This window comes from Stenotrophomonas sp. (assembly GCF_050737075.1).
GTDB lineage: Bacteria > Pseudomonadota > Gammaproteobacteria > Xanthomonadales > Xanthomonadaceae > Stenotrophomonas.
Window position 1 is genome coordinate 1 of the sequence record NZ_JBOHXV010000117.1, and the last position, 13,538, is coordinate 13,538.

9 protein-coding genes are annotated in these 13,538 nt (G+C 69.4%); 3 read left to right on the forward strand and 6 right to left on the reverse strand.

Features of this window, described 5'->3' with window-relative positions; all coding sequences use genetic code 11:
• Window positions 1–146: 146 nt before the first annotated feature.
• The 3 genes from ACREPD_RS19745 to ACREPD_RS19755 all read right to left on the reverse strand — a co-directional run bounded on the left by ACREPD_RS19745 (window position 147) and on the right by ACREPD_RS19755 (window position 3,793).
• Window positions 147–1,745 carry an N-acetylmuramoyl-L-alanine amidase gene (locus ACREPD_RS19745; protein WP_431600884.1) on the reverse strand — a complete coding sequence of 533 codons (1,599 nt, stop codon included), beginning with the start codon at window positions 1,743–1,745 and terminating at the stop codon, window positions 147–149.
• A gap of 82 nt (window positions 1,746–1,827) precedes the next feature.
• The gene (gene tsaE, locus ACREPD_RS19750) at window positions 1,828–2,310 is read right to left on the reverse strand and encodes a tRNA (adenosine(37)-N6)-threonylcarbamoyltransferase complex ATPase subunit type 1 TsaE (RefSeq protein ID WP_431600885.1); all 483 of its coding nucleotides are present in this window, start codon (window positions 2,308–2,310) and stop codon (window positions 1,828–1,830) included.
• 4 nt (window positions 2,311–2,314) lie between these two features.
• Window positions 2,315–3,793, reverse strand: coding sequence for an NAD(P)H-hydrate dehydratase (locus ACREPD_RS19755; RefSeq protein WP_431600886.1), 1,479 nt, complete (start codon window positions 3,791–3,793; stop codon window positions 2,315–2,317).
• A 22-nt stretch (window positions 3,794–3,815) separates the two neighbouring features.
• Here ACREPD_RS19755 and queG point away from each other — a divergent pair, with 22 nt between their 5' ends.
• Both queG and xseA read left to right on the forward strand, forming a co-directional pair.
• A complete protein-coding gene (gene queG / locus ACREPD_RS19760) occupies window positions 3,816–4,904 on the forward strand; it encodes a tRNA epoxyqueuosine(34) reductase QueG (protein WP_431600887.1) in 1,089 nt (362 codons plus the stop codon).
• Window positions 4,905–4,971: 67 nt separating this feature from the next.
• Window positions 4,972–6,306: an exodeoxyribonuclease VII large subunit gene (xseA, locus tag ACREPD_RS19765; RefSeq protein WP_431600888.1), complete on the forward strand. Its 1,335-nt coding sequence runs from the start codon at window positions 4,972–4,974 to the stop codon at window positions 6,304–6,306.
• A 245-nt stretch (window positions 6,307–6,551) separates the two neighbouring features.
• On the opposite strand, the gene ACREPD_RS19770 is transcribed toward xseA, so the two are convergent.
• On the reverse strand, window positions 6,552–7,466 hold the full coding sequence (locus tag ACREPD_RS19770) for a M48 family metallopeptidase (protein WP_431600889.1): 915 nt from the start codon (window positions 7,464–7,466) through the stop codon (window positions 6,552–6,554).
• Between the two features lie 70 nt (window positions 7,467–7,536).
• On the reverse strand, window positions 7,537–9,423 hold the full coding sequence (locus ACREPD_RS19775) for an SUMF1/EgtB/PvdO family nonheme iron enzyme (protein WP_431600890.1): 1,887 nt from the start codon (window positions 9,421–9,423) through the stop codon (window positions 7,537–7,539).
• A gap of 147 nt (window positions 9,424–9,570) precedes the next feature.
• Between ACREPD_RS19775 and rnd the strand changes: the two genes are divergently transcribed.
• On the forward strand, window positions 9,571–10,653 hold the full coding sequence (rnd, locus tag ACREPD_RS19780; protein WP_431600891.1) for a ribonuclease D: 1,083 nt from the start codon (window positions 9,571–9,573) through the stop codon (window positions 10,651–10,653).
• A gap of 248 nt (window positions 10,654–10,901) precedes the next feature.
• On the opposite strand, the gene ACREPD_RS19785 is transcribed toward rnd, so the two are convergent.
• Window positions 10,902–13,229, reverse strand: a complete 2,328-nt coding sequence (locus ACREPD_RS19785; protein WP_431600892.1) for a TonB-dependent receptor — start codon at window positions 13,227–13,229, stop codon at window positions 10,902–10,904.
• Window positions 13,230–13,538: the final 309 nt, after the last annotated feature.

A 13,538-nucleotide genomic window follows, 5' to 3' on the forward strand; every position in this document is an offset into this window, starting at 1 on the left:
AGGACGTACTTGCGGCGACCCCGCAAACCCGCACCGTCCCGCCAAGCTTGGGTGCCGCTGGCCACCGGCTGTTCGCCCGAATCCAACAGCGACACGAATCGTGTCGAGTATCCACAGCGCAAATAAAAACCCGCTTTCGCGGGTTTTTATTTGCTGCCCCCTGCGACGGTGCCGGCGGCGTCTATTTCGGCCTGGGCGCGGGCCGCGTACAGCGTGCCCGGCGGCGGTTGGCGGCTGAAGAAGGTATGCACGCCGTCCAGCACCGCACCGGCGATCTGACGCTGGTACGCCGGGTCCATCAGGCGGCGCTCTTCGTCCGGATTGGAAATGAAGGCGGTCTCCACCAGCATGGCCGGCATGTCCGAGGTGCGCAGCACCGCGAAGTTGGCGCGTTCGATGTTCGGCTTGTGGTTCTTGCCGATCCGCTTCAGCCCACCCAGCACATGCCCGGCGGCGTCTTCAGAGGCCTTCATGTAACCGCTCTGGGCCAGATCCAGCAACACGTTCGCCAGGGTGCCTTCGGTCTGCTGCAGGCGCACGCCACCCACCAGGTCGGCGGCGTTTTCCTTGTCGGCCAGCCAACGCGCACGCTGCGAAGAGGCGCCCTTGGTCGACAGCACGTAGACCGACGAACCGGTAGCGGCGCGGTTTTCCGCCGCGTCGGCGTGGATCGAGATGAAGATGTCCGCCTTGGCCGAACGCGCCTTCTGCGCGCGCATCGGCAACGGAATGAACACGTCGGTGTCGCGGGTCAGGAAGGCCTTCAGGCCCGGCGTGGCATTGACCTGGCGGGCCAGCTCGCGCGCCACGGACAACGTGATGTCTTTTTCGCGCTTGCCGGTCGGCCCCACGGCACCCGGATCCTGGCCGCCGTGGCCCGGATCGATCGCGACCACCAGCGGGCGCATGCCCGCCTGCATCTTGATGCGCGAGGCATCGCTGGGCATGACCGGACGCGGCGGCACCACCGTCGTGGCTACCGGCGCTGCCACCACCGTGGCGGTCGGCTGGCCGGACAGGATGGCGGCCGGCGACGCGGAATTGCTGGCCGCATTGGCCGTTCCCGCTGCCGCGACATTGGCGGCGGCCGAGGTCGGCGCCACGGTCGTGGTCACCGGCGTTGCAGCGCTTGCGCTGGCCTGCTGGCGCACGGAGGCGGTCAGCAACGCCGTGGCACGCGCGGCATCGTTGCGCGCCTGTGCCACTTCAGCGGGCGTCGGCGGCAGGGTCTGGGTGCTGGCCGGCGCCGCCGTTGCGGGCTGCTGCTGTGCCACTACCGGCGCCGGCGGCGTGTTGGATGCGGTGTTGGGCGCGGCGCTGCTGGCTGGCGCGCTGGCCACGCTCGACGGCGCGTCGCCCGGCCATTCGATCACCAGCCGGGAGTCGTCGCCCTGCTTGACCATCTGCGGCTTGAACGGCGCGACCGACTCGGCCAGGTCGAACACCACCCGGAACGTGCCAGGCACCGGCTGGCCGGTGCGCACGGCGGTGACCACGCCCTTGGGCGCGGGCAGCTTGAGGTTGCGCACGGCACTGGAATCGGGGAAATCCACCACCAGCCGGTTCGGACCGGACAGCGTCAGCGTCTTGTAACCGCCGCTGCCGGCCAGGGCGATTTCGGCGCGGGTGCCGGTGGAACCGGTCTCCAGCGCCACCTGGCGGACTTCGCCAGCCCACGACATCGCGCTCGCCAGACAGAGTCCGACGGCGGCGCAGATGGCGGTGAGAGGTTTCCCCATTGGCATGGCTGAGGATTCAATCACCGCGCTGAATGAAATGCAACACCTTTTCCCTTAATAATCCGTAACCTGGGGGTGTTTCCTACTGTCAGCCGACAGAAAGGGCCTGCAAGTCGCCCCCTTGAGGGAGCCGCAACAGCCATTCACGACCGGCAGCGCTGGCCCCCGACAGCCGAGCGCGGCGCCCCTGCCCCTCGATTTCCAGCGCGATGATCAGGTCGGTGGGCGGCAGTGCGCCCGCGCCCCGCTCGGGCCATTCCACCAGCCACAGCGAGGCACTGCCTTCGTCCAGACCGAGGAAATCCAGCTCTTCGGCCTGGCCGATCCGGTACAGGTCCAGGTGCCAGGCCTCGTGGCCGTCCGCCAGCGGGTAGCGTTCCACCAAGGTGTAAGTGGGGCTGCGGATGGACCCCTGCACCCCCAGCGCACGCAGCAGTGCGCGCGCCAGCGTGGACTTGCCGGCGCCCAGGTCGCCCTGCAGCTGCACCACCGCGTGCGGCGGCCGGGTGGCGGCCAGCCACTGGCCCAGCAGGTCGGTGTCCTGGGGTTGGGCGAGGAAAAACTCGGTCATGGGGTCACGTTTCCGGATTGACCAGCCGGCGCAGCGGCACCAGCAGGTCGGTGGGGAGCAGGCCACGCTGGCCTTCGCTGGCCGCGGCATCGCCGGCCAGGCTGTGCAGCAGGGCACCGCTGCTGGCGGCATCGAAGGCGTCCAGCCCCTGCGCGCGCAGGGCGGCAATGATGCCGGTAAGCAGGTCGCCCATGCCACCCACGGCCATGCCGGGGTTGCCCGCCGCGATCACCCGCGGCCGTGCATGCGGCGCAGCGACTATCGTGCCGGCGCCCTTGAGCACCACCACCGCGTTGTAGCGCCCGGCCAGTGCCGCGGCGGCGCCGAAGCGGTCGGCCTGCACGTGGGCGGTGTCGCTGCCGAGCAGGCGTGCGGCCTCGCCCGGGTGCGGGGTCAGGATGGCGTCGTGCAGCGGCTGCGGTGACGCCACCAACAGGTTCAGCGCATCGGCATCGATCACCAGCGGTTTGCCGCTGGCCAGTACCTGCCGCCAGAGCTCGCGCGCCCAGTCGTCCTGGCCCAGCCCGGGCCCGATCGCCACCACTTTGGCGCGCGGCAGCAGCGCACGCAGTTCCTGCGCTTCCTGCACGGCATGCGCCATCACTTCGGGAACGCGCGCCAGCAGCGGCGCGAGGTGCTGCGGTTGAGTGGCCACACTGACCAGGCCTGCCCCGGCACGCAAGGCCGATTCGGCGGCCAGCATCACCGCCCCACCGCTGCCTGCATTGCCACCGACACACAGCACATGGCCGGATTCGCCCTTGTGGGTATTGGCGCGCCGGGCCGGTAATTGCTGCGCCAACCGAGCCGGCGCCCACAGGCAGGCCGTTGCGGCCACACCGTCTTCCGCGCCCTCGGGCAAGGTCAGCGGTGCCAGCCGGCGGCCGCCGACGTATTCCAGCGCATCGCCGGTGTACAGGCCCTGGTGGCGCACGATGAACTGCAGGGTGAGCGTGGCGCGCACTGCCGCGCCCGGCACCGCCCCGCTGCGCGCATCCACGCCGCTGGGCACGTCGAGCGCCAGCACCGGCAGCGCGCTGGCGTTGATCGCCTGGATGAGCCGCGCAGCCTCGCCAGCAGGGGCACGGTTGAGACCGATGGCGAACAAGGCATCCACCAGCACGTCCGCCTGGGGCAGCGCATCGCCAAACACCGCCACCTGCCCGCCGTCGGCGAGGAAGGCGGCGCGTGTGCGTTCGGCCAGTGGGCTCAGCGCCGTCTCGTCGCCCAGCCGCAGCAGCGTTACCTGGCGTCCGGCCTGCCGGGCCAGGCGCGCCAGCACGTAGCCGTCGCCGCCGTTGTTGCCGGCCCCGACCGCCACGCACACCCGCTGCGCCTGCGGCCAGCGCTCCAGCAGGAAGTGCCAGGCGGCCGTGCCGGCCTGTTCCATCAGTGTGGCGCCACCATCGCCCAGCAGGGCGCTGGCCTGCGCATCGAGGCGGCGCGCGGCGGCGACATCGAACAGTTCAGCGAGCTCGGGCATGGCAGGATTCTATACTTAGGGCATGTCCGCTGTTCCCCTGCCCGCCCCGATGCACCTGGCCCGCGCCGCCGAGCGGGTGCGCGCGCTTGCCCGCGAACATGGCTTCCAGCGCTGCGGCGTGTCCGGCATCGACCTGGCCGACGACGAGGCGCACCTGGCCGACTGGCTGGGCCAGGGCCTGTACGGCACGATGGACTGGATGGCCCGCCACGGCACGCTGCGCGCGCGCCCGGCCGAGCTGCTGCCCGGCACGGTGCGCGTGATCTCGGTGGGCATGGACTACGGCCACAAGGACGACACCCAGGCGTGGGACACGCTGCACGACGGCGACCGCGCCTACGTGGCGCGGTATGCGCTGGGCCGCGATTACCACAAGCTGATGCGCAATCGCCTGCAGAAGTTCGCCGACGCGCTGGGGGCGGAAATCGGCGCGTTCGGCTACCGCGTCTTCGTCGATTCGGCGCCTGTGCTGGAACGAGCGCTGGCGCGCAACGCGGGCCTGGGCTGGATCGGCAAGCACACCTGCCTGATCGACCGCCAGGGCGGTTCATGGTTCTTCCTGGGCGAGATCTACATCGACCTGCCGCTGCCGGTGGATGTGCCGGCCACCGCGCACTGCGGCACCTGCACGCGCTGCATCGATGTGTGTCCCACCCAGGCCATCATCGGCCCGCAACGGCTGGATGCGCGGCGCTGCATTTCCTACCTGACCATCGAACACGACGGCGCCATTCCCGAAGACATGCGGACGTTGATGGGCAACCGCATCTACGGTTGCGACGACTGCCAGCTGGTCTGCCCCTGGAACAAGTTCGCCCGGCGCACCGATGAGCCCGACTTCCGTGCCCGCAACGACCTGGACACCGCCTCGCTGGCACAGCTGTTCGCCTGGGAGGAAGACGAATTCCTGCGCCGTACCGAGGGCAGCCCCATCCGCCGTAGCGGCCACGAGCGCTGGCTGCGCAACATCGCGGTGGCGCTGGGCAACGCCCCCGGCCACGCCGACACGCTGGCCGCGCTGCACTCGCGCAGCGAGCATCCTTCGGCGCTGGTCCGCGAGCACGTGCAGTGGGCGCTGCAGCAGCACGCCGCGCGCGGCAACCCCAGCTGACCGCTGCGGCGACGCTTCCACCGCCAACATGCGACCATGGGCGCCCGTTCGTACCGTTTGACCGTTCATGGACCGTAGCGCGCAGATCCTCACGCCCAGCCAGCTCAACATCCTGGCCCGCGACCTGCTGGAAGACACGTTCCCGATGGTGTGGGTGGAGGCCGAACTGGGCAGCGTCACCCGCCCCGCGTCCGGGCATATGTACTTGACGCTGAAGGACGCGCGCGCGCAGATCCGCGCGGCGATGTTCAAGCCCAAGAGCCAATGGCTGAAGTTCGTGCCGCGCGAAGGCATGCGCGTGCTCGCACGCGGCCGGCTGACGCTGTACGAAGCACGCGGCGAGTACCAGATGGTGCTCGACCACATGGAAGAAGCCGGCGAAGGCGCCCTGCGCCGCGCCTACGAACAGCTCAAGGCACGGCTGGAGGCCGAAGGCCTGTTCGCCGCCGAACGCAAGCGCGCCCTGCCCGCGCATGTGCGCCGCCTGGCGGTGATCACCTCGCCCACCGGCGCGGCGGTACGCGACGTGCTGAGCGTACTGGAGCGCCGCTTCCCGCTGCTGGAAGTGGACCTGCTGCCCAGCCTGGTGCAAGGCGACAGTGCGGCGGCGCAGCTCACCGCGCTCCTGCGCAGTGCCGACGCCAGCGGCCGCTACGACGTGATCCTGCTCACCCGGGGCGGCGGTTCGATGGAAGACCTGTGGGCCTTCAACGACGAACAGCTGGCCCGCGCGATCGCCGCGAGCACCACGCCGGTGGTGTCGGCGGTGGGCCACGAGACCGACTTCAGCCTGGCCGATTTCGCCGCCGACCTGCGCGCGCCGACCCCGTCAGTAGCGGCCGAGCTGCTGGTGCCGGACCAGCGCGACCTGCAGCTGCGCCTGCGTCGGCTGGCGGCGCGGTTGGTGCAGCTGCAACGCCACGGCCTGGGCCAGGCCATGCAGCGCGCCGACCGCGCCCTGCTGCGCCTGAACGGCCAGAGCCCGCAGGCCCGCCTGCAGTTGTTGCAGCGGCGCCAGCAGGATCTGGCGCGGCGCCTGGCGGGCGTGTGGCAGCAGCAGCACGAACGCCGCCTGGCGCGCCTGCGCCACGCGGCCGTGGTGCTGCGCAATGGCCATCCGCAGCGGCGCCTGGACGCGCTGGGCGAACGCCTGCAGCGCCTGCAGCCGCGCGCCGAGGCGGCCATGGCGCGGCAGTTGCAGCGCGATGCCGTGCGCCTGCGCGCATTGGCGCGTTCAATGGAAGCGGTGAGCCCGCTGGCAACGGTGGCGCGTGGCTACGCGATCCTGACCCGCGAAGACGACGGGCGCCTGGTGCGGTCGCCGTTGGACGTCGCGCCGGGCGACGCATTGAAGGCCCGCGTCCAGGACGGCGTCATCGACGTGGTCGTAAAGGATCGGTAGAGCCACGCCCTGCGTGGCTGGGCGCGATCCCGCCGCAAGCCCGTAACAGTTCGTAGTGCCACGCCATGCGTGGCAACCGCGCGGAGCGCGGCACAAGCAACCGAAGCCGCGCCAACACGCCGCCAAGGTCGTCATCCAACGTTTAGCCCCAACCGAAGCCGCGCATCAGACGTTCATGACGCCGGAACGAAGATCAGCCACGCATGGCGTGGCTCTACGATGGTCGCGAACGTGTTCCGCCAGCGTCATTGGGTCGCCGGCGCCCCCGCCGTTTCACAGAACCGCTGCCGGTATTCCATCGCCTTGGGCATCAACGCCTGCAGGTTCTGGATGCGCGTGCCCGGGTTGGGGTGGGTCGAGGAGAACTCCGGCGGTGCCTGCCCGCCGCTGGCCTGCCCCATCCGCTCCCACAGCGGCACCGCCTCGCGCGGGTCGAAACACGCGGCCGCGGCAAGCATCAGCCCGACTTCGTCGGCCTGCGTTTCGTGGCTGCGTGCATACGGCAACAGGTAGCCATAGCCCATCGCCGACATCATCATCTGTTGCTGCTGCACGTCCATGCCGCTGGCGGCGCCGGCCATCTGCCCGATCTGGGTGAGCTTCTGCTGGGCCATGCGCTGCGCACCATGGCGCAGCAGCGCGTGGGCGATTTCATGGCCCATCACCACCGCCATCGCATCGGCCGTGCGCGCCACCGGCACCAGCCCGGTATACACCGCCATCTTGCCGCCCGGCAGGCAGAACGCATTGGCCTGGTCGGACTGGATCACGTTGACCTCCCACTCGAAATCGCGCGAGAAGTGGCCCGGCTTCAGCCCGTGCTCCTCGGCCAGCGCGGTTTCGACCACGTCCACCTTACGGATCAGCCGCTCGGCAATGGCGCGTACATCCCGCGATATCTGTGCATTGGGATCCAGCGGCCGCTCCTCGGCCAGGATCTGCTGGTAGGCCTGCAGGCCTAACGCCTTTTCCTGGGCGGCATCGAGCGAACTGTCGATGAGCACGCTTTCGCCGGTGTAGGGGTCCACGCTGCGGTTGGAGAACCAGTAGAACGCGGCATAGCCGGCGAAGGCCAGCAGCACCCACCAGCGGATGTTGCCGAACAGACCTGGGCGGCGCCCCCGTTGCTGCTGCTGACCACCAAACGGATCGCTGCTCATCCTGTGGGTTCCTGATGGGGCCGGCACACCCTGCCGGCATTCGGGGCAATCCTAGCGCCAAGCCGGGGTATCAGATACCTCGCACCAGGCGGAACCCGATCCTGGCGCTGGTCGTGTCCGAATCCTGTGATTGTCGCCAGGCCGCGCGGGTCTGCTCGGGCGCATTGGCCCAGTTGCCGCCGCGGATCACCCGCTGCCGGCAGCCCGGGTTGAACCAGGCCACGCCGTCGGCCGGCGCACGGCGGTAGCTGGCATGCCAGCAGTCGGCCACCCACTCGCTCAGGTTGCCGGCCATGTCATGCAGGCCCCAGGCATTGGGCTCGAAGGTCGCCACCGGCGCCGGCCCCCACCAGCCATCGCCATAGCCGACGAACGCATTGAACCAGCGCCGCCCGGACGGCGAGACATCCTCGGCCCCGGTGAAGTTGCCCGACCGCGGCGGCGGCGTGCCCGCGTCGCCCCACGGGTAGCGGCCGCTGCTGCCGGCCCGCAGCGCATATTCGAACTCGGCCTCGCTGGGCAGCCGGTACGAGCGCCCGGTCTGTTCGGACAGCCATATGGCGTAGTGCTCGGCATCGCGCACGCTGACGTGCATGACCGGCGAATTGGCGATGGCCGGCCTGCCGTCATAGCCGGACTGCCAGTCCACCCCGCTGCTGCGCGTGAAGTTGCCGCTGCGCTCGTCGTAGATGATCGAATGGCCGCGCCGGGTGGCACGCGGGCGCGCATTGGTGGCCGTCACGTAGCGCCGGTAGTCGGCCACGGTCACCTCGGTGATGGCCAACGCGAAGCCGCGCTCGAAGCGCACGTAGTGCGAGGGCTTTTCCGCATCGCTGGCGCCGGGCTCGCTGTCGCCCGCGCCCATCTGGAAGCCGCCGTGCGGCACCACGATCATCTGCGGGCCGCGCCCGCCATCGCGCAGCGCATCGCTGAATACCTCGCGCGGGCGGAAACTGCCGTAGTGGGTGACCAGCTCGATGCGTTCGCGCAGCTGGGCCACCACCGGGTCACCGGGCATGGCGATGCGCAGCGCGTCTTCCAGTTTCTGCCGCGCCGGCTTCAGCCCCTGCGGCGTGGCCAGGTCGCGCAGGCCCTCGTCACGCAGGCGCACCAGCGTTTCGGCGCGGATCCTCTCGACCCGCTCGAAGGCCTCCACGATGGTGGGCGCGGAATCACGCACCTTGGCCGCTTCCGACAACCAGGTGCCCGCCGCCGTGAAGTCCGCGGCACGCGCGGCGGTTTCAGCGCGCCGGATCAGCGCGCTCTCGGCCGCCGCCAGGCCCTGGCGGGCGCGCGGGTTGTCCGCCTCCAGTGCCAGCGCCTCGCGGAAATTCGGAATCGCGCCGTCGCCGTCTTCGCCGATGCGGTCAGCGCGCAGGTCCTCTTCGCCGGCCCGGTTGTAGGCGATCACCCGCTGCGCGATCTCCACGCGCGACTGCAGCTGACGCACCCGCGCGTCGCCCGGCGCCAGGGTCAGCAGCACCAGCGCGATCTGGCTGGCCTCGGCCACCGCTTCGCGCTGCTTCAAGGGGCGGGCCAGCAGTGCCTTGGCGTCGTCGAGCAGGCGCTGCTCGGCGCGCTTCAGGCCGGCCTGGGCCTGGCGGTCGGCGGGGTCGCGGTCGCGCAACGCCAGCCAGATCGGAATGGCGTCTTCGGCCTTTTCATACAGCCGTCCCTCCGCGAACGCCTTGGCCGCATCACGGCGCGCCTGGGCCACGCCGGCATCGGTGAGCGTTACCGCCGGTGGCTGCCAGCGCTGCTCGGTCTCGGCCGCGTCTTCCCCGCCGATGGTGACCTGGGCAGGCGCAGGTGCCTTTGCCTTGGCCTTGGCGGCAGGCACCGCAGGCGCGGCCGGGCGCGCGGCGGCAGGGCGCGGCGGCGGCGCATCGGGGGAACACGCTGTCGTGGTGGCCAGCAACAGGGCCAGCAACAGCGGAAGAGAACCGGTGGCACGCAAGATCGGGTTCCTCGGGCAAAGCCAGGGCGCTGCGGGGCATTGCGACCGCAGCGCGTGGCGACGGGTTCATCATAACGGCGCGCGGCTCCATCGCGGCGCGCTATCCTGCCCCACCTGAGCAACCCTGCAGTCGACGGAACCCCCTACGTGGCTTATTGGATCAAAACCCCGGCGGAGCTGGACGAGCGCTACCGCCAGCGCCCCACCCGCATCGGGCTGGACACCGAGTTCATCCGTGAACGCACCTACTGGCCCCAGCTCGCGCTGGTGCAGATGGCGGTCGGCGACGAAATCCTGCTGATCGACCCGCTCATTCCCGGCATGACCGCTGCGCTCGCGCCCTGGCTGGCCGACACCTCCATCCTCAAGGTCATGCACAGCGCCAGCGAAGACCTGGTGACCTTCAAGGTCGCCTGCGGCGTGCTGCCGCGCCCGTTGTTCGACACCCAGATCGGCGCCTCGCTGGCCGGCATCGGCGGCGGCATGGGCTACCAGAAGCTGGTCACCGCGATCACCGGGGTGACGTTGGCTAAGGGCGAGACCCGCTCGGACTGGATGCGCCGCCCGCTGTCCGACGCGCAGCTGGAATACGCCGCCGACGACGTGGAATACCTGTTCGCGATCCACGACGCGGTGGATGCCAAGCTGGGCGAACTGGACCGCCGCCAGTGGCTGCAGGACGACGCCGAACGGCTGTTGGCCAGCGTTGAACAGGATGAGGAACGCTGGCCGCATGTGGCGATGCGTTCGGCGCAGTTCATGGACGCCCCCGCGCAGCTGCGCCTGTTGCGCCTGCTGCGCTGGCGCGACGTGCAGGCCCGCGCCAGCGACAAGCCGCGCAGCTGGATCCTGGACAACGAATTGGCCGCCGTGCTCGCCCGCACCCCGCCGGCCGATGCCGACGCGCTGGGCAAGCTGATGGAAGGCTTCCCGAAGGCGCCGCGCAAGCTGGCCGCGCAGGTCTGGGAGGCGCTGGTGACACCGCAGCATGACGAAGCCGAGGCACCGCTGGCCCTGCCCGCCACCGATGCGAACAAGCAGGCGCTGAAGCGGCTGCAGGATGCGGTCAGCGCGCGCACGGCCGAACTGGGCCTGCCCGACGGCGTGCTGGCCTCGCGCAAGCATCTGGAAAGCTACCTGGAAAGCCGCCAGTGGCCGCAGGCGCTGGCCGGCTGGCGGCGGGCGCTGCTGGAGCCGGTGCTGGCGCCGTTGTTGCCTGCGGCCAGTTGATTACCGCGCAGCCACCCATGGGGTGGCTCTACCGCGTGTTGCGGCGCCGTTGTTGCCTGTGGCCGGTTGATGCCGCGCAGCCACCCATGGGGTGGCTCTACCAGGTGTTGCGGCGCCGTTGTTGTCTGCCGCCGGTGATACCGCGTAGCCACCCATGGGGTGGCTCTACCGGCCGTAGAGCCACCCCATGGGTGGCTGCTCCACCTACGAAAAGGCCCCGCTCGCGCGGGGCCTTTTTGGTTACTTCATTACCAGTTGAGGTTCAACGAAACACCTACGGTGCGCGGTTCGTTGTACACCGCCGCCATGTAGTTCTCGATCACGCCCTTCAGGTTCTTCTCGTTGGTGATGTTGCGCGCGAACAACGCCGCTTCCCATGCACCGTAGTTGCCCGAATAACCCAGCTTCAGGCCGCCTTCGAAGCTGCCCTTGGAGTTGAACTCGGCCGAGTCGTACAGCACGAAGCTGGTGTAGCCCTGCTTGTTCCAGTCGGTGGAGACGAAGAACACGTCGCTGTCGTTGACCGGAATGTCATACCGCGCGGCGAAGTTCAGGTTGTACTTCGGCGCATTCGGCAGCGGGTTGCCGTTGATCTGCGCGAAGGTGTTGGCGCCAACCTTGATGGTCGGGTCGTTCACCGTGCACACCACCGCACCGTTCAGCGCGCAGACCTGCGCATACACGCGGTCGTCCTGGATTTCGCTGTGCAGCAGGCTAACGCCGGCGCTCAGGCTCAGGTTCGGGATCGGGCGCAGCTCCATGTCCGCTTCCAGGCCGTAGGCCTTGGCCTTGTCGGCGTTGAACAGCACGCCGTTGCCGTTGGAATCGTTGCCGTTGAGCTGGATGTCGTTGACCGTGTAGGTGAAGGCGGTGGCATTCACGCGCAGGCGGTTGTCCCACAGGCTGCTCTTGACGCCCGCTTCCCAGGACAGGATGGTTTCCGAATCGGCGGTGGTGAAGTCGGCATTGAACACCGCCGAACGGCCCTGGATGGTCGGGCCACGGAAGCCGCGCGCCACCTTGGCGTACACGCTCACCTGCGGGTTGAACGCGTACATCGCGCTCAGGTCCCAGCTCGGCGTGGTATCGGCCATGCTCACATCGGTGCGGCCACGGTAGGTGACCGCGCCGGCGGCGGTGTCGGCGGTCTTGAGCAGGCGCGTGCGCTTCTCGTCGCGGGTCTGGCGCAGGCCGCCGGTCAGCGTGAACTTGTCGGTCACGTCGTAGCTGACCTGGCCGAAGCCCGCCCACGAGGTGTTGGTGTTGCGAAGGCGCACCCAGTTGTTCGGGTTGCGTGCGGCGCCCTGCAGGAACCAGGCGCGCTGGTAGAAATCGGTGGTGTCACGGCCGTCGAAGTAGAACGCTCCCACCTGCCACTTCAGGCGGTTGTCGTCGGCATTGGCCAGGCGCACTTCCTGGGTCCACTGGTCCAGATCACGGATCTGGCCCATCGACTGGCCGTAGCCATTCGGCACGCCATTGACCGGGAAGTTCGCCGCCGCGCCGCCGTCGGTGTCGCCACGGCTGTAGCCGGAGGTGGTCTCGTAGGCGGTGATCGAGGTCAGCGAGATGTTGCCGAAGTCGTACACGGCTTTGACCGAGCCACCGTAGGTCTTGTAGGCCTGCGGGTTGTTGTCGGCCTCGTCGTAGGCGACCTGGTCGCGCGGCGCGTTCGGGGTGTTGGAGCCCTTGGTGATCGCGTTGCGCAGGAACAGGGTCGAGGTGCCGTCGTAGTCGCGCGCATGCGCCGAGGCCAGCAGCGAGAAGTTGTCGCTGGGCTGCAGCAGCAGCTGGGCGCGCACGTTGCGGTCGTCGAAGCCGCCCATCGCGTTCTTCTTCGGCGACACTGTGCCATCGGCGCTCGGGCCGGTGTAGGTGTTGTCCACGTAGTCGTCGCGGTGCTGGTACAGCGCCGACACACGGAACGAGGCGATGTCGTTGATCGGGCCGCCGAAGCCGCCGTCAATGGCCACGCTGCCGTAGCTGCCGTAGCTGGCCTGCACGCGGCCGCTGTAGTCCTGGCTGGGCTTGATGCTGTCGAACTTGACGATGCCGGCGGTGGTGTTGCGGCCGAACAGCGTGCCCTGCGGGCCGCGCAGCACTTCAATCTGGTCCACGTCGTAGACCGGGTTGGACTTCAGCACCACGTGTTCCAGCACCACGTCGTCCTGGATGATCGACACCGGCTGCGAGGCACCCAGGTAGAAGTCGATGTTGCCCAGGCCGCGGATGTAGAAGCGCGGGAAGATGCGGCCGGTGGTGGTTTCGGCGTAGAAGCTCGGCACCCGGCCACTGAGGGCCAGCAGGGTGTCATCGCCACCGGCGGTGTAGTCGCGCAGGCGCTCGCCCTGGACCACGCCGACCGAGACGGGGACTTCCTGCAGGTTGCGCTCGCGGTGGTCGGCGGTAACGGTGATCGCATCCAGCGCGGTCGGGCTGGCGTCCTGCGCCAGCGCGGCGCCGCTCAGACCGAGCAGCGAGATGCACGCCAGCGCCAGCGCGTGGGGGCGCGGCTGCCGGGCGGTGCGGGAAAAGGCGGTTGCAGCAGAAGCGGAGGTGGTGCGATGGGCGGACATTCAAGGGTCTCGGGGAGTACGGAGCTGGGGTAGCGTGCAGGCGCACGCGGATGCACAACATCGGCACCGCTGATTGCGCAGCGATGCGGCACGGTATTGCGTGGATGTTTCAAGGGGATTTCAGGGCGCTACCGGGGACGGCCTTCCGTTCCCTACCCTGCTGTGCTGGCTGAGCCGCCGGAGTTCGTGCGGCGGATTATGCCTGCCTGGCGCGACAGTCGGAATAGCCGATCCTGTCCATTGCCAGATCCATTGCGGATCCAGCCGTCCGTGTTCCGTTTGATCCGGCGGTGGCGTCTGCGACTCCCC